General features: G+C 46.0%; 16 protein-coding genes and 1 pseudogene. 6 read left to right on the top strand and 11 right to left on the bottom strand.

The annotated features are described in order from the left end of the window. Positions 1–58: 58 nt before the first annotated feature. From H6F74_RS17075 to der, 6 genes are all read right to left on the bottom strand, one after another. Complete coding sequence (locus H6F74_RS17075) at positions 59–646, bottom strand: cell division protein SepF (RefSeq protein ID WP_190443183.1); 588 nt, start codon at positions 644–646, stop codon at positions 59–61. Between the two features lie 193 nt (positions 647–839). Next, positions 840–1,511 (bottom strand): YggS family pyridoxal phosphate-dependent enzyme, encoded by a 672-nt coding sequence (locus tag H6F74_RS17070; protein ID WP_190443181.1) that lies wholly within the window; start codon positions 1,509–1,511, stop codon positions 840–842. 210 nt (positions 1,512–1,721) lie between these two features. Further along, positions 1,722–1,991, bottom strand: coding sequence for a transcriptional coactivator PipX (pipX, locus tag H6F74_RS17065; RefSeq protein ID WP_190443179.1), 270 nt, complete (start codon positions 1,989–1,991; stop codon positions 1,722–1,724). 244 nt (positions 1,992–2,235) lie between these two features. Beyond that, on the bottom strand, positions 2,236–3,675 hold the full coding sequence (locus H6F74_RS17060) for an anthranilate synthase component I (RefSeq protein WP_190443177.1): 1,440 nt from the start codon (positions 3,673–3,675) through the stop codon (positions 2,236–2,238). A 63-nt stretch (positions 3,676–3,738) separates the two neighbouring features. Then, complete coding sequence (locus H6F74_RS17055) at positions 3,739–4,704, bottom strand: CbiQ family ECF transporter T component (protein WP_190443176.1); 966 nt, start codon at positions 4,702–4,704, stop codon at positions 3,739–3,741. A gap of 172 nt (positions 4,705–4,876) precedes the next feature. Continuing rightward, the gene (gene der / locus H6F74_RS17050) at positions 4,877–6,238 is read right to left on the bottom strand and encodes a ribosome biogenesis GTPase Der (protein ID WP_190443174.1); all 1,362 of its coding nucleotides are present in this window, start codon (positions 6,236–6,238) and stop codon (positions 4,877–4,879) included. 94 nt (positions 6,239–6,332) lie between these two features. On the opposite strand from der, the gene H6F74_RS17045 reads away from it, so the two are divergent. After that, the gene (locus H6F74_RS17045; RefSeq protein WP_190443172.1) at positions 6,333–7,394 is read left to right on the top strand and encodes a WD40 repeat domain-containing protein; all 1,062 of its coding nucleotides are present in this window, start codon (positions 6,333–6,335) and stop codon (positions 7,392–7,394) included. A 196-nt stretch (positions 7,395–7,590) separates the two neighbouring features. After that, positions 7,591–8,298 (top strand): TrkA family potassium uptake protein, encoded by a 708-nt coding sequence (locus H6F74_RS17040; protein ID WP_190420488.1) that lies wholly within the window; start codon positions 7,591–7,593, stop codon positions 8,296–8,298. On the opposite strand, the gene H6F74_RS17035 is transcribed toward H6F74_RS17040, so the two are convergent. Both H6F74_RS17035 and H6F74_RS17030 read right to left on the bottom strand, forming a co-directional pair. Continuing rightward, positions 8,264–9,853, bottom strand: coding sequence for a sodium:proton antiporter (locus H6F74_RS17035; protein WP_199301346.1), 1,590 nt, complete (start codon positions 9,851–9,853; stop codon positions 8,264–8,266). The two genes, H6F74_RS17040 and H6F74_RS17035, sit on opposite strands and share 35 nt — an antisense overlap. A 207-nt stretch (positions 9,854–10,060) precedes the next feature. Beyond that, positions 10,061–11,464 carry a sugar porter family MFS transporter gene (locus H6F74_RS17030; RefSeq protein ID WP_190443168.1) on the bottom strand — a complete coding sequence of 468 codons (1,404 nt, stop codon included), beginning with the start codon at positions 11,462–11,464 and terminating at the stop codon, positions 10,061–10,063. A gap of 685 nt (positions 11,465–12,149) precedes the next feature. Between H6F74_RS17030 and H6F74_RS17025 the strand changes: the two genes are divergently transcribed. Then, positions 12,150–13,022 (top strand): NAD(P)-dependent oxidoreductase, encoded by an 873-nt coding sequence (locus H6F74_RS17025; RefSeq protein ID WP_190443166.1) that lies wholly within the window; start codon positions 12,150–12,152, stop codon positions 13,020–13,022. Positions 13,023–13,229: 207 nt separating this feature from the next. On the opposite strand, the gene H6F74_RS17020 is transcribed toward H6F74_RS17025, so the two are convergent. After that, positions 13,230–13,742, bottom strand: coding sequence for a DUF1648 domain-containing protein (locus H6F74_RS17020; RefSeq protein ID WP_190443165.1), 513 nt, complete (start codon positions 13,740–13,742; stop codon positions 13,230–13,232). Positions 13,743–13,906: 164 nt separating this feature from the next. On the opposite strand from H6F74_RS17020, the gene H6F74_RS17015 reads away from it, so the two are divergent. Further along, a complete protein-coding gene (locus H6F74_RS17015; protein ID WP_199301320.1) occupies positions 13,907–14,311 on the top strand; it encodes a hypothetical protein in 405 nt (134 codons plus the stop codon). Positions 14,312–14,386: 75 nt separating this feature from the next. Continuing rightward, the gene (locus tag H6F74_RS17010; protein ID WP_190443163.1) at positions 14,387–15,031 is read left to right on the top strand and encodes an NB-ARC domain-containing protein; all 645 of its coding nucleotides are present in this window, start codon (positions 14,387–14,389) and stop codon (positions 15,029–15,031) included. On the opposite strand, the pseudogene H6F74_RS17005 reads toward H6F74_RS17010, so the two are convergent. Beyond that, a pseudogene (locus H6F74_RS17005) lies at positions 15,004–16,077 on the bottom strand (ISKra4 family transposase). The gene H6F74_RS17010 and the pseudogene H6F74_RS17005 overlap by 28 nt on opposite strands. A 60-nt stretch (positions 16,078–16,137) precedes the next feature. Here H6F74_RS17005 and H6F74_RS17000 point away from each other — a divergent pair. Then, positions 16,138–17,940 (top strand): tetratricopeptide repeat protein, encoded by a 1,803-nt coding sequence (locus H6F74_RS17000; RefSeq protein ID WP_199301318.1) that lies wholly within the window; start codon positions 16,138–16,140, stop codon positions 17,938–17,940. A 114-nt stretch (positions 17,941–18,054) separates the two neighbouring features. Here H6F74_RS17000 and H6F74_RS16995 read toward each other — a convergent pair whose 3' ends face one another. Beyond that, entirely contained in the window at positions 18,055–18,687 is a 633-nt protein-coding gene (locus H6F74_RS16995) for a type I restriction endonuclease (RefSeq protein WP_190443161.1), read from the bottom strand. Between the last annotated feature and the right edge of the window lie 23 nt (positions 18,688–18,710).

The raw sequence follows: 18,710 nt of genomic DNA, 5'->3' as shown, positions 1-18,710 counted from the left end.
TCACTTAAATTAATTTTGAATTTTGAATTTTGAATTCATAACTCAAAACTCATAACATTTACTGCGCCATCCGCGTTTGTTCTCCTGACCAAGCTGGAGCCGGAGCTGCTGGACGAGAAATGCGGACTTGCGGTTGGGGAGATTCGTGAACTACGCCCGTCTGGGTACTTACCTGAACACAGCTTGGTGTAAACAGAAAAATACTTTCGCCAATTCGCTCTTGATGTCCATCAATGGCGTAGGTGCCGCCAGCAACAAAATCCACAGCCCGTTGCGCCTGATCCGGATCCATAATCGTCAGGTTTAACACCACTGACTTCCGCTCCCGCAAAGCTTGTATCGCCTGGGGCATTTCTTCAAAAGAACGCGGTTCCATCACTACCACTTCAGAAATGCCATTTACGGCTCCGGGCATCCCAATCACATTATTCATTGTTGACCCCAATTCTACTTCTCGTACAACAGCTCTTGTATCCCGTGTCCGACGACTCTGGCGGCGTTCTTCCTCTGGTGTTTGCTGAGGATGCTGTTCCTGATAGATGTTTTGGTATTCTTCGCCGTCTGGTTCTTCGTACTCATCGTACTCGTAACTGGCAGGCTCGTTGAGTCCCACGAAATCTCGCAATTTGGAAAAAATATTATTCACAGTTCACGCTCCATCACAACTTCAGGTTTACTCTGGGGATTATTTTACATAGCACCCTTGAGACAGAAGTCTTGGTTAAAGAAACGACAATAACAATCATATAGTCGTGTTGGCAATATAATAGCTGATGTCTTCTCCCTTACCCTACCCTTATCTTCAGAATTGTTGTCTTCTTCAGGCGTGGAAAGGCTTCTCAAGGATTCCGTTCGCCAAAAATAATTCTCCCCAAACGCACCATCGTCGCCCCAGCTTGCACAGCTAGAGGGTAATCATCTGACATCCCCATCGATAGCTGCTGCATTTGAATATTTGACCAGTTTTGTTGCCCGATTTTATCAGCTAATTCCCTGGTACTCTCAAATACTGAGCGAATATCTGGCGGCTTTAGTGCGAAAGGCGGAATTGTCATTAAACCTTGAATTTGCAGATTGTAGCACTGATTTAGGGCTGGTAAATCGGCAAGCAGTTCCGGAACGCTCCAGCCATACTTGTTGGGATCAGGCATAATTTTGACTTGCAGGCAGACTTGTGGCGATAAGGACAGCTCGTTAGCCAGTTGATTGAGTCGCTGGGCTAATTTTAAGCTATCCACGGAGTGAATCCACTGAAATAACTCTAGGGCTTTTCGGGCTTTATTGCTCTGGAGATGTCCTATTAGATGCCAGGTGATGTCTGGTAAGTCTTGGAGTTCGGTTTGTTTGAGTTCGGCTTCTGGTGTGCGACTTTCGCCAAAATCTCTTACTCCAGCAGCATAAGCTTCGCGCATGGCATCTACCGACACTTGTTTAGTGACGGCGATCAGGCGAACAGATTCTGGTAATTGTTGCCGAATCTTGACAATTCGTTGGGCTAAGTCTCCGGTCATTAGACCTATGTTGAAAAGGGACTAGGGGTTAAAAAAGGCTTTCATGTTCAAAATGAATCTTTCACTTTTTGCATGAAAGCCTTTTTTAAGTGCATGGGGATCGTACTTAAACATCGGCAGGTCAGCTTTAAGAGATAAAATTAAAAACATATAATTATAAATCAAAAAAGGTTATTTTTAATTTTAATTTTTAATTTTTAATTTTATCTCTTAGCAAAATGTTTGCTTGTGAATAACCTGAAGCTTATCGTACTCCTGTAATTGACTGCTGCGACGGAGCATCCGCATACGGTTTTCCACCATAAGACGAGCATCGTTGCGACCAATTGGTTCAAATTTAATTCCCGTGGGTGTGGTGTTGACCAAAAAAAATAGACGCTGTGCATACAGGGTGGTGAATAGTTCCAGGTTGTCTTCGAGTAAACAAACTCTGTAAAGTAGGCCAAATGTTGGGTGATTCAGATAGGTTTCGGTACTCATTAACATTCACATAAGGAATACCCATCCCTAGCTTGGGGATTGGGGAGAGTCAAAGAGTGGAGATGGCAGTCTGACTCGCACAAGCCCCCCTCTTTTTATACTCAGGGAGTTGACTCCGTTTAAAACTATGCAGATGATAGCTTGATTTGGAGCCACTGGGATGAAGTGGTAGTTGTGATATTTGTGTTATCTGTCGGTAGTTGTTTTTCCAGTGCCAACGGACAGACAGGATCTCCGTCTTGTCCTACCCACTGATATTAAAACTGTTCAGTGCTGCCAGCAGAGCTTGAGCTTTGTATAAAGATTCATGCCATTCTCGCTCAGGATCGCTATCCGCAACGATCCCTGCGCCAACTTGCCCGTAAACGACAGCTTTGTTGTCGCGCTGGGTATACAGGAGGGTGCGGATCAAAATATTTAAGTCCAGGTGTCCCCGCCAATCAAGATAACCACAGGAACCGTAGAACAAGCTGCGACGCACAGGTTCAAGTTCTTCAATGATTTCCATACACCGGACTTTGGGGCAACCTGTGATGGTGCCTCCGGGGAAGAGGGCGCGAATTAAGTCAACGGTATCGTAGTTTGGGGTAATCGTGCCGATAACATTGCTGACGAGGTGCATAACATGGCTGTAGCGCTCTATGGTGAAAAGTTCATTGACTTTTACAGAACCCCACTGACAAACGCGCCCCAGGTCGTTACGCTCTAGATCCACCAGCATGATGTGTTCAGCTCTTTCTTTGGCGTTGGCGAGCAAGTCACGAGCTAGTTGTTCGTCGAGGGTTGGGGTGGTGCCGCGCGATCGCGTCCCGGCAATTGGTCGCGTCTGCGCTTCTTGCTCCCAGAGTTGTACCAATCGTTCTGGAGAACAGCTAATTACCGCTCCCCAAGGCGTCTGCCAGTAGCTAGCGAAGGGGGAAGGATTAATTTGCTGCAACGCCTGATAAATATCCCAGGGGAGGGCATTGGTGGGCTGCTCAAATCGGAGGGAAAGATTTGCCTGAAAGATATCGCCAGCCTGGATATACTTTTTGGCTTGGCGCACAGCGTCTTCGTAATCAGTTTGGGATGAAAAGAAATGGGGATTGGGGATTGGGGATTGGGGATTGGGGATTGGGGATTGGGGATTGGGGATTGGGGATTGGGGATTGGGGAATCCTTCCTTGTCTTCAGGGCTTTTCTGTTCTAGCTGGCTTTGCAACAAGTCGAGTTCAGAGGGGTCGCTAGCTGCTAACCAAAGGGTTTGTTCCCAGTGGTCGAGAACGGCAAAAGACGCTGGTTCATACCAATAAGCGACTGGGAACGGCAACGGGTCGTTTTTGAGATTGGGTAATTGCTCAATCTCCCAAGCCAGGTCATAACCTAACCACCCCAGCCAGCCACCAGTAAAAGGAAGGGCTTCGGCTGAGGTGGGGCCTGTTTTTCCTGAGTGTTGCAGCTTCCGGCGTAGGAAGGGGAGAATTTTGCCTATAGGTGGTGTCCACATCTGAGGTTGTCCATCCACAATTCGGGGGACACCAGCACAGATGGAATATCGAGTTAAGGAGTTTTTAGTTTGGTTGGAGCTTTCAGTATAGGGACTTTCTAGAAGGGTAGCAATTTGAGAATCCAGAAATAATGCAGCGAATACTATTGATCCAGTTCGATGTTGTAGAGGAAGCGATCGCCAGTACCAAGGTTGCATCTTTAGTCATTAGTCATTATCTAGGAGTAGGAGGCGAGGAGTTATTAATTCAAAACTCATAACTTATGTTTCCCATCCCCAAATCAGCCGCGCTCCCCATAGTACAACCAAACTCACCAGCGCCACCAGATCGCCCTTCTTGAGGCGCAGCTGGTGCCACTGAACGCGATGCCGATCGGGACTGGTGAAGCCGCGCACGTTCATGGCACTGGCGATTTGATCGGCTCGTAGGAGGAGATTTTCCAGTAGTCGTTCGGCTACCAGCAACCAGACTTGCAGACTTCTGCGGAGACCTAACTTTTTCCAGTTTATCGCCCGCGTCCGCACGGAACGAATTAAATTTTGTATTTCTTCTAGAACTAGGGGAATGAAGCGTAGGGAAAGGGTTAAGGTGAGGGCAATTTCTGTTACGGGCAGTTTGAAGCGGCGCAGAGGTCGCATTAAGCTTTCCATACCAGCAGTAATTTCTTCTGGTGCGGTTGTGAGCAAAAAGAGGTTGGTGCTGTAAATCAGGATAAACAGTAAGGTGCTGACGCTTATTGCTAGATCCAGGGACTTGCGAGTAATTTTAATCGGCCCTTGGTGAAACAGGATGTAGCGGTAGTTTTTGGAGTTTTTTGCTTGGGACTGTAAGGGCGAAGCATTCTGGTTATTCTTTGTCGGCTGTTGTCCGGATTGCTCTGCTGAAGGCTTCGCCTGTACTGTAAAGGCTATTTCATCTGATGGAAGGCGACGCTGATAGTCAGATGCTAATGCGTCGGGGGCGATCGCGCTCAGGATGAAGACAAAAAAACTTACCATTAATAGCCAACCCATTTGCTGTCGCCAAACACGCAAGGGGATAGCCGCACTGAAAGTAATAATAATTAGTATGAGTACTAAGGCTATGCGCCAGTAGGGATTTGCTAGGACTGGCGCTATGAGAAAGCTCATCAACCAAGCTATTTTCACCCGTGGGTCAAGGTTATGCAGCCAGGTAATCGGTTGTTCGAGGTACAGTCCCAGTGGCAGACTTCGCAGTAAATCCATATTCCGATTTTAGATTTTAGATTTTAGATTTTAGCTTTTAGATTTTAGATTCTCTTCCCTGTCCAAAATCTTTGCATCCAAAATCAGGCGCTGTTTTGGGAAGAACGGGAGGTTGGAGGAAGAACCAGTAATGGTTCAACTCCCCGATCGTCCCCAAAAATCGCTTTAAAATTTATACACGGGTGGCTCGGTTTCGGTTCCCTGCTTCGACTTCGCGGACTTTTTTGCCTCGCCACATCAAGCGCAACGGTGTTCCCTTAAAGCCTAGCTGTTGGCGGAATTGACGTTCGATGTAGCGACGGTAGTTGTCGTTAAAGCGCTTGGGTTCGTTAACAAATAGCGCGATCGCAGGCGGTTGACTGCTTACCTGAGTGCCGTAGTAGATTTTACCTTGTTTCCCTTGCCTGGTGGTTGGGGGCGAGTGCCAGGAAATCGCTTCTTGTAGCACTTCGTTAATGACGGCGGTGGTTACTCGTCGCTTGTGTTCTTCGGCGGCTACGTTCACCAACTCTAGAATTTTCTCTACTCGTTGTCCAGTTTGAGCGCTGACAAAGATTGTTTCTGCCCACTCGATAAAACTCAATCGTTGTTTGAAGATTTCTTCAAACTCGTAGATCGTGTGAGAGTCTTTTTCAATAGCGTCCCACTTGTTAACAACAATTACACAAGCTCGCCCTTCTTCGTCAATGCGTCCTGCTAGTTTTTGGTCTTGTTCGGTGACACCATCAACTGCGTCAATTACTAACAGAACTACGTCTGCACGGCGGATAGCTTTGAAGGCGCGATTAATTCCAAAAAATTCTGCGCCGTACTCAACGTTTTTCTTTCTGCGAATCCCTGCGGTATCGATCAAGCGGTAGGTTTTCTCGTCTCGTTCCACAACGGTATCGATAGCATCGCGGGTGGTGCCTGAAATTGGGCTAACGATGGAGCGATTTTCGCCGACAAAGGCGTTCAATAAGCTCGATTTGCCGACATTTGGTCGTCCGACAATGGCAACTTTAATTTCGTCGGTTTCTTCGATTTCTTCTGCACTCGGCAAGTATTTAATTAGTTCGTCAAGTAACTCGCCTGTACCGTTGCCATGAATGCCTGAAACGGGGAAAGGTTCACCTAATCCTAGTTGCCAAAATTCTGAGGCTTGGGTTAAACCTTGTTCTGGTGATTCGCATTTATTGACGGCTAACACTACAGGTACGGTTTGTTGACGCAACCATCGGGCGATCGCTTCATCTGAGGTGGTTAATCCGGCTTGACCGTCAACCACAAATATCGCCGCTTTTGCCTCTGTAAGCGCCAGCATTGCCTGTTCCCGAATCATTGGGAGAAATTCGGTGTCATCATCAAACACTAATCCGCCAGTGTCCACGACTACATACTCCCGATCTTGCCAGAAGGCGCGGCGATAAGTGCGATCGCGTGTCACTCCAGGCTCGTCATGCACAATGGCATCTTGTACACCTGCCAAACGATTGACAATAGTAGATTTGCCCACGTTTGGGCGACCGATAATAGCGACAATTGGCAGGGACATAACGGGGTATAGTCATCCAACGGGATGATGAAAGTTCCAAATTTCTATTGTAACAATCCTGAATAAACCTGCTGTTATTCTTGGGTGCCTTGCAATGAATTCAAAGCCTAAGTCTGGGAAAGTGGTAAGGGCGATCGCATATGCAGCAGTAGTAGCTGTGACTGGGTGCAGTTTACCGCAATCTTCTGCAAAACTCGTCAGCTTGGAAAACTCCACCTTAAATCTTAGTGCGATCGCGGAGTCTGAACCAACCGCCAAGCCTGTTGCCATCCTTACCGGACATCCTAGCTATGTTCAGGCGATCGCTATCACCTCCGATGGGCAGATTCTTGCCAGTAGCGGCGATGACAACAGCATCAAAATTTGGAATTTGGCACAGGGGATACGCATCCGCACCCTCACCGGGCATTCTAAACCAGTTCATGCGATCGCCATTAGCCCATCTGATGTCAGCAAGATGCCTGCGTTACTAGCCTCTGGCAGTTATGATGGCAGCATCAAAATTTGGAATCTTGCCACTGGAGAACTCATCCGCACCCTGACTGGCGATTCTGATTCAGTTCTCTGTCTGGCCATCAGTCCAGATGGGCAAACATTAGCTAGTGGTGGTTTAGACAAAACTATCAAGCTTTGGAACCTCCGCACTGGGACACTTATTCGCACCCTGGCTGGGGATTTAGAGGCAGTTAATACTGTCAGCTTCAGCCCAGATGGGCAAACATTAGCCAGTGGGAGTGCCGATCAAACTATTAAGCTTTGGAATCCCAACAACGGCATCCGGATTCGCACTTTCACCGGGCATTCCGACTGGGTTAATTCTGTCACCTTCAGTCCGGATGGGCAAACATTAGCTAGTGGCAGCAATGACGGCACGATCAAGATTTGGAATCTTGCCACCGGAGAACTGCAAAGCACTCTCAAAGGAAAGGCAGTTATGGTTAATTCCGTCGCTTTCAGTCCCAAGGGGCGGACGTTAGCCAGTGGCAGTTTAGATAATACTATCAAGCTGTGGAATCCCCGCACTGGCGAACTCAAAAGCACTCTGGCAGGAGATGACAGCCAAGTAAATTCCTTTGCCTTCAGTCCCGACGGGCAAATAGCGAGTGGCAGTAATGACGGCAGCATTAAGATTTGGCAAGTGCCTGCTCAAGAATGAGAAGGAAGGTTTTTCGAGATTAACAATTTCAACTGCCTAAGGTGCTAACTTTTGACACGCTTGCTGCCTTGTCCTTTGCAGTTCAAATTCAAAAACGCGATCGCCCATTTGAATAATTTACTACTCTCGCCGCCAGCAACTACACTGTAGATTTTGAGGGTCAGACGTAAATACCTGCAACAGAGGTGAGTGAGCCATGTACGTATTGATTGGTGGAGCAGGGCTGGTCGGGCTGAACTTAGCCCAACAATTAGTAGAATTGGGACACACGGTTGCCGTCATCGATCCCGATCCCACCGCCTGCCGGTATGCTCGCGAACAAGTAGGAGCGATGGCTTTTGAAGGCAGTGCCGTCAGTACGCAAGTGCTAATAGAAGCAGGCATTCGCAAGGCAAATGCGCTTGTTGCCGCCCTCCGCAATGATGCTTTAAATCTGGCAATGGTGACACTTGCCAAGCACTATGGCGTCTCCCATATCGTGACTCGGATGCGCCAAAGTGATTTTGCCGAACCTTATCGGATTGCCGGAGCGCATCATGTCATCAGTACGGTTGACCTAGCCGTGACCACGATGGTAAATGCGATCGAATATCCCCAAGTAGAATCGATGATGCACTTTGAGCAGGGTCAGGTAGAAGTCTTCAAACTCAAAGTGCCGCCGGAGTCTGACATTGCGGGTCGTACCGTGTTACAAGTCGCTCAGGATTCCCGGTTTCCCAGTGGTTCCTTAATTATTGGCTATCAATCCCATTCCCAAACCGATCTCGTCATTCCGAATGGCAAGACAGTGCTAGAGGCGGGAGCCACCGTGCTAGTCGTCACTAAATCGGAAAAGTTACATCAGGTGATTGATTTCTTAGGTTTGTGTTCTAGTCATCTTCCAAACTTAGAAGTTGCTCGTTAATGATTTTGATGCGTTCTTGCACCACTTCTTCTGAGAGAATTCGCCTGCGGAGGGCATCATTGAGTACCTGCTTTTCTGCTAACAGTAATTGCCGACGAATCGAGTCTAACTTTATGCGATCGCTACTTTCATTAGCAGCATCTTCTGGACGCTGATTATATATCTCCCGCAACGTTCTTTCAGAAGCTGCCACTCGCACCTGATAAGCGGCTCGCATCTCTTCGTAGATTGATTTTGGTAAAACTCCCGATTTCAAGAGACTTTCTAACTCATCCTGCGCTGCTTTGGAAGTCATCAATTGAGCTTGCAATTCTTCGATCTGCTGCCGTGATTCGGAATGGCGATCCAGTTTTAAACGTCTTACAAATCCAGGTAAACTTACTCCCTGTCCCACCAACGACAGCAGCACAATCCCTAAGACAATGACAACCAGCTTATCTCGCCCTGGCAAATTAGCGGGTAAGCTTAACGCCAAGGCAGTTGAAAGCGAGCCTTTAATATTGCCTAAAAAGAGAACGTGCCGCCATTTCACCGGAATGGGTTTGTCAAAAAAACGCACCAAGTCCAAGAGTGGATAAACGGTGAGCGCCCTCCCGACTTGGTAGGCAATCAGTGCTAGGAGAACGGTTGGAAGCGTCTGCCAAAGGGTGATGAGATTAATCTCTAAGCCGATGAGTAAGAAAATAAAGGTATTGACACCAAACCCGGCAAATTCCCAGAAACTGAACAAGGTTACTTGAGTGGAAGCCGAGGTACTGCGAGAAACCCCCAGGTTGCCTACAATCAGTCCTGCCACCACAACCGCAACCACGCCGGATACGTGAAAAAATTCGCCTAATTGGAAGGCTCCCAGCGCTACGGCAATCGTGAGTAGAATCACGCTGAGAGGATCGTCTGCTTGGCTAAATAAACCAATACTCAGGTAGCCCAAGGCTAAGCCGACTAAGATTCCGCCGACAATCACGAACAAAAATGCTTGTACGACATCGAGGGGCGTTAATGACCCAGTTGAATTTGCAGTCAAGATCAGGCTAAATAAAACCAGCGCCACATCATCGTTGACTAAGCTTTCACCTTCTACTAGAGTGACCAGTCGGTGGGGAACAGATACTTCCTTGAAAACCGCAATCACTAAGGCGGTATCTGTAATTGATAAAATGACCCCAACCAGCAGGGCGGGAACCCAATCTAAGCCGAGTTCTAGTTTCAGCAAGACTGAGGTGATGGCAGCGCAGAGGGGAAATCCTACTCCTGCTAGCAAGGCAATGGGTTTAAAGGTGCTGCGTAGGCGACTGATGTCGGTATTAATTGCCGATTCAAAAAGTAGAATCGGCAAAAAAAGATTAAAAATTAGGGCGGAATCCAGACGGATGCGACCTGGCAAAAGCTCTGTAATCGCCAACCCTGCCAATACTAAACCTGTAATGTAGGGAATCCGTAATCGTCGAGATAGTAGGGCAACCCCGGTGGCAACCAATAACAAGACGATCAGAAAAATTACTAATTCAGCAACAGTTCCCTGGTTGTCGCTGCCTGCCACCGTCGGGACTGCCATGAGCGATCGCTCGCTTAGCCACTGCATAGCACGTACTCACAAGTGATTAACGATACATATAGGGTCAGGTTCTACAGAACTGCCCTTAGTATCTTAAAGGATGAGCTACGATGCTTTTGTTCTAAGTTATAGCGATCGCAATAGAATGCCAAATTGAGGGGAACAAAGCGATCGCCCCTTATGTTAGTGGAATTAATCAGCCGATTACTATACCATTTCCTCCAGTTCTTTGCCTTTAGTTTCTTTAATCAGCAGCAAAACGAAGAACAGGGAAATCGCAGCAGCTGTAGTATATAGACCGTAGGCAAAACCTAAACCCACATCCTTGAGAGGCGGAAAGCTGGTGGATACCGCAAAGTTGGCAATCCACTGGGCGGCGGCAGCTAATGATAGGGCAGCCCCGCGAATTCTATTGTTAAACATTTCTCCTAGCATTACCCAAACGACTGGCCCCCAAGAGAAGCCGAAGCAGAAGACGTAGAGGTTAGCCGCTACCAGAGCAATTATGCCAGAGTTTCCGGTTAGGGCGGGATTCCCGGCGGCATCTAGGGGCGCGCTGCCAAAGGTTGTCGCCAGCGTTCCTAACGTGAGAGTCATGCCCAGAGAACCCAGAATTAGCAGAGGCTTGCGTCCAAACTTGTCCACGAAAGCGATCGCTACTAGCGTTGTCACAATATTGGTGACACTGGTAATCACCGTAATCCACAACGAATCCTTCTCGGAAAAGCCCACCGCCTGCCACAGCACGCTGCTGTAGTAGAAAATCACGTTAATCCCAACCAACTGTTGCAGAACAGATAACCCAATACCAATCCAGACAATCGATAGTAAACCATGCCTGCCTACTAAATCTGACAGTTGAGGTTTGCGTTCTCGCGATACCGTCTGCCGGATCTCCTGTATTTTAGCCTGAACATCTCCACCCAAAACCTTTGCCAAAACGGAAGCTGCTTCTGCTTCCCGTCCTTGGGCGACCAAGTAGCGGGGTGACTCTGGAATCCGCAGTGCGCCTACTGCGTAGGCAATGGCAGCTGGGATCTCAGTCCAGAACATCCAACGCCAAGCCGGGACTCCGAACCAGAAAGGAGCTTCAGCGGAACCAGCAGCAACAGCGATGAAGTAGTCGCACAGCAAGGCGATGAATATCCCGGTAACGATCGCAAGTTGCTGGAGAGAACCGAGTCGTCCACGCAAGTGTGCGGGGGAAACTTCGGCAATGTAAGCGGGAGCAATAACACTGGCAGCACCGACAGCCACTCCACCCACTAATCGCCAAACCATGAAATCCCAAATATTAAAGGCAATACCGGAACCTACGGCGCTGATCAAAAACATAATAGCAGCGACGATCATTGTTTTTATCCGCCCATAGCGATCGGCGAGCTGTCCGGCAAAGAAGGCTCCCACTGCTGAACCTAGTAGTGCGGAGGAAACGGCGAATCCCGTTGCCACACTACCCACTTGAAAATCTTTTCCCAAAGCTGCTACCGCACCATTAATTACGGCAGTATCAAAACCAAACAAAAAACCGCCAATGGCAGCTACCAGCGCCAGCATCAGGACATAAGATGTGCTGGCTTTAGGCATTACAGGTTTATTGTGAATAGTCATTTGTGAATTTCCCAGTTCAACTTGAATGCAAGGCTAAATTGTTTTTGGTATGCTCAACCATGCGAAAATCAAAACAAAAAGCTTGCCAAGGGATAGAAAGCAACTTATAGGTTGCTTTCTATCCCTGCAATCTCTCATGTACGAGGGCAATTTTTACTTTTGTAAATTATGGTGACAATGAGCGAATTTGTGTGATAATTCAGCTTCCGTGTTTAATGGGGAGAACTGATATAAACCGGATTATGAAAAGGATGTAAATTTATTTGTCACCATAAGAACATTGTTTGACCTCATACCGTTACTAGCATCAATCTTTAGGATTAAAGCGGCGAACGTGTAAGAAACTGTAAGATTCGGTGAAGAAACTTAACACAACAAGCTGATTGAAGTAAATGTCTGAAAATCCAGAATCTTCAGGTTATAAATTCTATTTGAAATAAGAGATAAGAAGAGGGGCTTATATAGAAACAAATCCTCCCATCAAAAATACACCATCTATAGCAATCCTATTTGAGTTGTGAGGTGCCAGCCCTTCAGATACTCGACTTCTCTAAAGAAGTCGGCGATCTCGCCTTCAAAAAGCAGTTTTACAACTCAAGTAGGATTGCTACATCACAATTACCAATTAGTATCACAAAAGTTAGTATCTTTATAATGGCGGCATTATAAACACATCCATGTTGCAATGAAAAAACTATTAGTCACAGGTGCCAGTGGTTTTTTGGGATGGCATCTTTGCCAAGTTAAACAAGCATGGGAAATTTATGGAACCTATTTTTCTCATTCAATAGACATTCCCGGCGTAAACCTGTTGAAAGTTGACTTAAAAGATTTTCAGGAACTAAAGCGTATTTTTAGCCAAACTAAACCAGATGCAGTTATTCATACTGCTGCACAATCTAGCCCAAATTATTGTCAGAATAATCCTGAAGAAACCCACTTAATCAACGTAACAGCATCCGTCAATATTGCCGGACTTTGCGCGGATTATTCTATACCTTGTGTTTTTACTTCAACCGATCTGGTTTTCAATGGCTTAAACCCTCCCTATAAAGAAACAGATTCGGTATCTCCTGTCAACCTTTACGGCGAACAAAAAGTCATGGCAGAGTCAGGAATGTTAGAACGTTATCCAATGACCGCAGTTTGCCGTATGCCTTTAATGTTTGGGAATGCGACACCTACAGCCATCAGCTTTATTCAGCCATTTATCCAAACTTTGAAGGAGGGAAAAGAGCTACGTTTATTTATAGATGAATTTCGCACTCCAGTTAGTGGGGTAACTGCGGCTCAAGGGCTTTTATTAGCATTAGAAAAAGTTCGTGGCATCATTCATTTAGGTGGAAAAGAAAGAATATCGCGTTATGATTTCGGTCGGTTATTAGTGGAGGTGTTTAAGCTTCCTGAAGTAGGGCTTAAATCTGGCAAGCAAGAAGATGTGAAAATGGCTGCGCCACGACCACCGGATGTTTCTTTAGATAGTTCAAAAGCTTTTGAATTAGGATATTCGCCTTTATCTGTGCGGCAAGAGTTAGAGGCATTACGGAAGAAGGTTTGATAAATGGCCTGGCGAATAGAATTCGCGGCTACACATACAAAACCCGCCGTCGCGGGTTTCAATTTATTAATAATTGTCCTGGCGAATAGAATTCGCGGCTACACATACAAAACCCGCCGTCGCGGGTTTCAATTTATTAGTCCGCGACGGCGGACTTTGCCTGTATAGCTGCGATTTATCATCGGCTAGTAATTTATAAATACTTCACTAACGAGCCTGATACGCTTGCCAAAAATACAGCCCATTTGTGACAAAAAATACTAGCAACACTACAGGAAAGAACGCAGCATTAAATTTAGCCGAATGTCCCAAACTTACCTGGATAATCTGCCATTCTATAAATGCAAATATCCACATAAATTCTGCCTTATTCCAGTCTAATAAGTTAATAGCTAGCTGATATTGTTTTGCGACATTTTGCTCTGTAATCCCCCAAATATAATTAAAGGTATGAGGAAAATGACGCAGTACTGTAAACGCTACATAAACTAAAATAGATAAGCTGGGGAAAAGCCAGATTAATTTTTTGCTACCCGTAGCATCTGGTTTGCCTCCCATCTCAAAATGGATGGGAATATTGTTGGGTAGATTTGCCCAAGATTGCAGGGTGATTACAATGATGCAGAAAATCCCTGCAACTGCGGCTATTTCTAACATCCAACTAATAGGCGATCGCGCTATTGTCAAAATTGGTCGTTGATTTGATGGATTCCTCGTCATAAGGTTAATTGCTAGGCGATAACGGCATATATTTAAAACACAGTTTATCTCTAAAGTCAATCGCCATAATTAGAGAAAAGTTAGTAAAGCCATCAATCTTAACATTGGCAGATAGAGGGGTGATGGGCTACAACCAAATGGCAAGCATAGCTAACCTGTGACAGATGATATTTGAATTTACAGCAGCAAAGATTGCAGAAATTGCCTTTGGCGGAATGATAGAAGGTGGCGCTGGTAAGGTGACGGAAATCGTCATTGAAAAGGTAAATCTGCTACGCCAGAGAATTTGGAATCAATTTCGGGGCAATGCAGACGCAGAAAGAGCCATTAAAGCCGTTGAGCAAGGCTCAAAGTCAGAATTAGTGCAGATTGCTGAATATTTGCAGGCTTGCATGGATAAAGAGCCAGCATTTGCCGAAGAGATTCAGATGATGGCTAAAGAAATTCAAATCAGCAACACTCAGGACAATAGCAGGACTCAGATTAACCGGGATAATGCCAAGGGCTATCAAGTAGAAACAGTTAATTCTGAAAATGTGCAGTTTGGTGACACCATCAACAACCACTGACTGCTGGTAGACAACCAAGGAACTAACCCTCAACCAGTTCAAAACTCACCGAACCTCGATGAAATGCGCCCCGGCTTGAATTATTGGCAAGGGCGCACAGAGGAAAGGCAGAAAATCGGGGAATGGATGGCGGATGGAAATATCCTGCTGATTGGCATTACGGGTTTGGGTGGCTTTGGTAAATCTACCCTGGCTGCGAAAATCTATGACGACGATAGCGCTGAGTTTGATAAAAAGTTCTGGGTAGATGTCAGCCGCCGCGTGACTTTTACCGAGTTTGCGCGACGAGTCTTGCTGCGGTTGGGATTTTCCGAGTCCACTGTGGAGGCAATTCCAGAATTGTCGCTGGTGGATGCGTTGGTGAACCATCTGCGGGAGGGGCGGTATTTACTTGTCATCGACAACCTGGAAAGTCTGCTGCAACAAGATGGGCAATGGTTGGATGCTATCTACGAGGAGTTTTTTCACGGTTGGTTGGGATGTGGCGGTAAGAGTGCCATTCTGGTAACGACGCGGGAACGCCCGGATTTGCCAGAAATTAAGTTGCAATGGCTTCCTTTGCCGGGATTGTCACCGGCAGAGGGGGCTAATTTGTTGACGGCTTTGGGGATTCTGGGGACTGAGACAGAGTTGCTAGATTTTGCGAAAAAGGCAGAAGGGCAGGGAGCATCCCGGTTTTGCGCTTTTGAGCATCAAACGGATATTGATCCGTTAAGGTAGGCGCACCGAAGCTTAAGCATTTGATTGACATTTTTCATCAACCACTGCGCTCCTGAAATTTTCAACCTTCTATCAATTTGTTTTACTGCCGACTCTACAGCTCCGGAACCGATTGAGCAAACCTTTTGTGTTGACAATTGCTCATAGTTAACAATTCGTCGGCGATGCTTCTCCAAATAAGCACAAAAGTTCTGGGCTTGTTTTTGACGGCAAGACTTAAATAAATTGATGGTTTCCTGGACTCGTCCTTGCCACAAAAACTCCTTACCCTGCGCCAGACGCTTCAACGACCCACCGACCTTACATAGATTTTCAACTAAGTGATACCAATCTAAAATTTCCCGCCGCGCCCCGTCAGGATTCAACTGGACAATAATATTCCAAATGCCATCATGACCATCTCCCAAACAGGTTAGTACCTCTGATAAAGGCTGACTGTTCACATAGTTAATTAACGCTTGATTCTCAAGAAAAAATGCCCCGTAATAGCTGTCGTGCAGTCGCACAGCCTTATAGTCAAGCCAGTGACTGCCCTCTCCCTCTTCTTTTCTGAGACGGACTTTCCCCCCATCCACACTGGTTTCCTTTACCTCCGAAGTAGCTATTCTGGACGCCCATTCTTGCTTTTCCACTAATCGGTGTAAACAAGTGTGACCTATATGCACTCCCGTCTGGGCTTCTATTTCACTCTCAGCTTTCTCATAAGAGAGATTAGCCACCTGACGGAGGCAGCATTTTTCAAATAATGGAGCTAAATGGAGCTAAACGAGTAGATTTTTTCACTCCCAATTTTTCGGCTTGTTTTTCAGTAATTATTAATTTACCAATGCAACTTTTTACTGTGCGAGACCGTCCTGATTCTGTTCCGGTTGCCTGTTTGATAAAAAAAAACCAACCTCCGGCCCGACTAATTCTAGCCATTGCTCTCGAATATGCTTTTCGATTGTTTCCAGACTTGATAATTCTGAGTGCGGAGTGTTTTTGTACATAATCTCGGCAATCTCAGCAGCACAAGCTTTTAAACGCTCCTTTTGTTCAGGGGTCATAACCGCTCCTCCTACGAATGCAGTTCACGCTTCTGTTGACGCTCTACCTATTATCCTCTCTTGATAGTAGTTTTACAAAACCGGGATGCTCCCGAAGGGCATCCCTTGCTGCTGACGCTGGTTGCAGGTTTTTTGCGGGCAGAAGAGGAGTCAGATCCGCAGATTAGTTACTTGCAGAGGTATGGTTTGGCTGATGTAACTCAGCTAGTGACTGACGAGAAGCTGAAAGGGTTGCACCGGGGCAAAATCGATATTTGGATGCGCCTAGTGTTAGATGCCAGCTGTAACCGCCTCAGTGACAAGATACAAAGATTGCTACTAAATTTGAGTGTTTATCGGATTGCTTTCAATGCGGCGATGGCAGATGCCCAGTTGTTGGGAGAGAATGTATCGGAGCAGGATTTAAGACAGTTGGCTAGACGTTCTCTGTTACAGGAAGAAAGGGACAACAACGGAGGACGATGGTTTCAGTTTCACCCGTTCATTTTGGCGTATGTCAAGCAAAAGGGAGGCGATCTAACCGAGGCGCACCAAAAGGCGATCGCATACTACAGGGAAAATGCTAAATCACAACCCTGGCAGACAATAAGTGATATAGCAGAATACCTGGAAGTTTTCTATCACTCCTATCAGCGGGGAGAGTATGACGACACCTTCAACACAATTCGCCTATGTGACGATTTTCTAACTTTACGAGGTTACAACACTGTCCGAGTTGAACTGTACGGGCAGTTAGTTGAAGCATGGCAGCAAAATAACTCCGACAGTTGGGAATTCGCAGCTTCTCTAACTACCTTAAGCAATGCTTACAATTCCCTAGGACAATACCAATTAGCCATCGATTACTATCAGCAGTCCCTGGCAATATTCCGGGAGATAGGCGATCGCAATGGGGAAGCGGCTTCTCTCAATAATTTGGGCAATGCTTACAATTCCCTAGGACAATACCAATTAGCCATCGATTACTATCAGCAGTCCCTGGCAATAAAACGGGAGATAGGCGATCGTAATGGGGAAGCGGCTTCTCTCATAGGTTTGGGCAATGCTTACCGTTCTCTGGGACAATACCCACTCGCCATTGATTACCATCAGCAGTCTCTGGCAATAAAACGGGAGATAGGTGATCGCAATGGGGAAGCGGCTTCTCTCATAGGTTTGGGCAATGCTTACCGTTCTCTGGGACAATACCCACTCGCCATTGATTACCATCAGCAGTCCCTGGCAATAAAACGGGAGATAGGCGATCGCAATGGGGAAGCGGCTTCTCTGGGTAATTTGGGCAATGCTTACAATTCTCTGGGACAATACCCACTCGCCATTGATTACCTTCAGCAGTCCCTGGCAATATTTGGGGAAATTAGCGATCGCAATGGGGAAGCGGATTCTCTCGGTAATTTGGGCAGTGCTTACTATTCCCTGGGACAATACCCACTCGCCATTGATTACCTTCAGCAGTCCCTGGCAATATTCCGGGAGATAGGTGATCGCAAAGGGGAAGCGAATTCTTTATTTAATTTAGGAAACGCCTTAGCAAAGCAGGATTTAAAGTGGGACGCTATTCGCTCTTATAAAAATGCCCGTTACTTATATCAGGAAATAGGACTCAGTGCAAAAGTTGAAAATTGTGATGCTGCCATTCAAAATGTAGGAAAGGTGATTGCAACCACACCAATTAGAGCGCCAGAAATAGGGGCTAAGCGCGAATCAATTCCTGTAGTTCCAGAAGTTACTATGAGGCAGAGGCTGAGAAAGCGAAATAAATCTATATTTAGACAGAATTGGATACAGGCAATAATTGGCTTTGTGCGACGCTGGGTGCAATGGCTGTGGCAAATAGTATGTCAGAATCAGCGACGTAGGTGAGAGATTTCTTTGCGCTTAAAAAAAGATGCGATCGCCTCTTCCTTCCTTGTCCTAACGGCTATCGCCTTCGCTACACTAGCGCGTCTTTGTAGTTCAAATTATTAAATGCGATCGCTACCTTACCACCAATTCACCCAATCGCTTTAAGATACTCAGAACACTATACAACTCATTCCCCCGTCGATAAAGCGTAAATTCATCCGATAAGGCGTACTGGGGTATGTCTTGCTTGGTGAGTTTTATAAATCTGAAATGACTGCCGTTACTGATAAATCCAAATGTTGGTTTATCAGAATGAGGATTAGCTAACATATAAGCGAGTATTTGAGGTATTGCTATATCCAAAGAAAATAGCTGTCTTTTAGACTCGATCACCACCACCCATAGTTCACTTTGTAAAACTAAAATATCAATTTTTCCCTGCACTATAACTCCGTCTTCATCTTCATCTGAAATCGTTACAGATTTTTCCGTTTCAATTTCATAAGGTGGACGATAAAAGCCAGCTAGTTTTAGCAATGGAGAAAGGACTACCATTTTTACTAAATCTTCTAGCATCGGGCGATGTTCGATTAAATGTAAATATTCCTCTTTAACTCCGTCTAAAAAGTGCTGCTCCTCAGAGGTAATTTGAGGTAAATTATCTACCCATTCAGTAAAAAAATTATTATTTTTAGAAGATAACAAACCAAATTTGGTTTCTAAACCTCGAAGTGTAATATCTTTAGCTTGAATTGTTTGAACCATACGGCTATTAGTTATCAGCGTTA

This window comes from Trichocoleus sp. FACHB-90, from assembly GCF_014695505.1.
GTDB classification, from domain to species: Bacteria; Cyanobacteriota; Cyanobacteriia; order Cyanobacteriales; family FACHB-T130; genus Funiculus; species Funiculus sociatus.
This window is presented reverse-complemented; position numbering and strand designations above follow the sequence as displayed.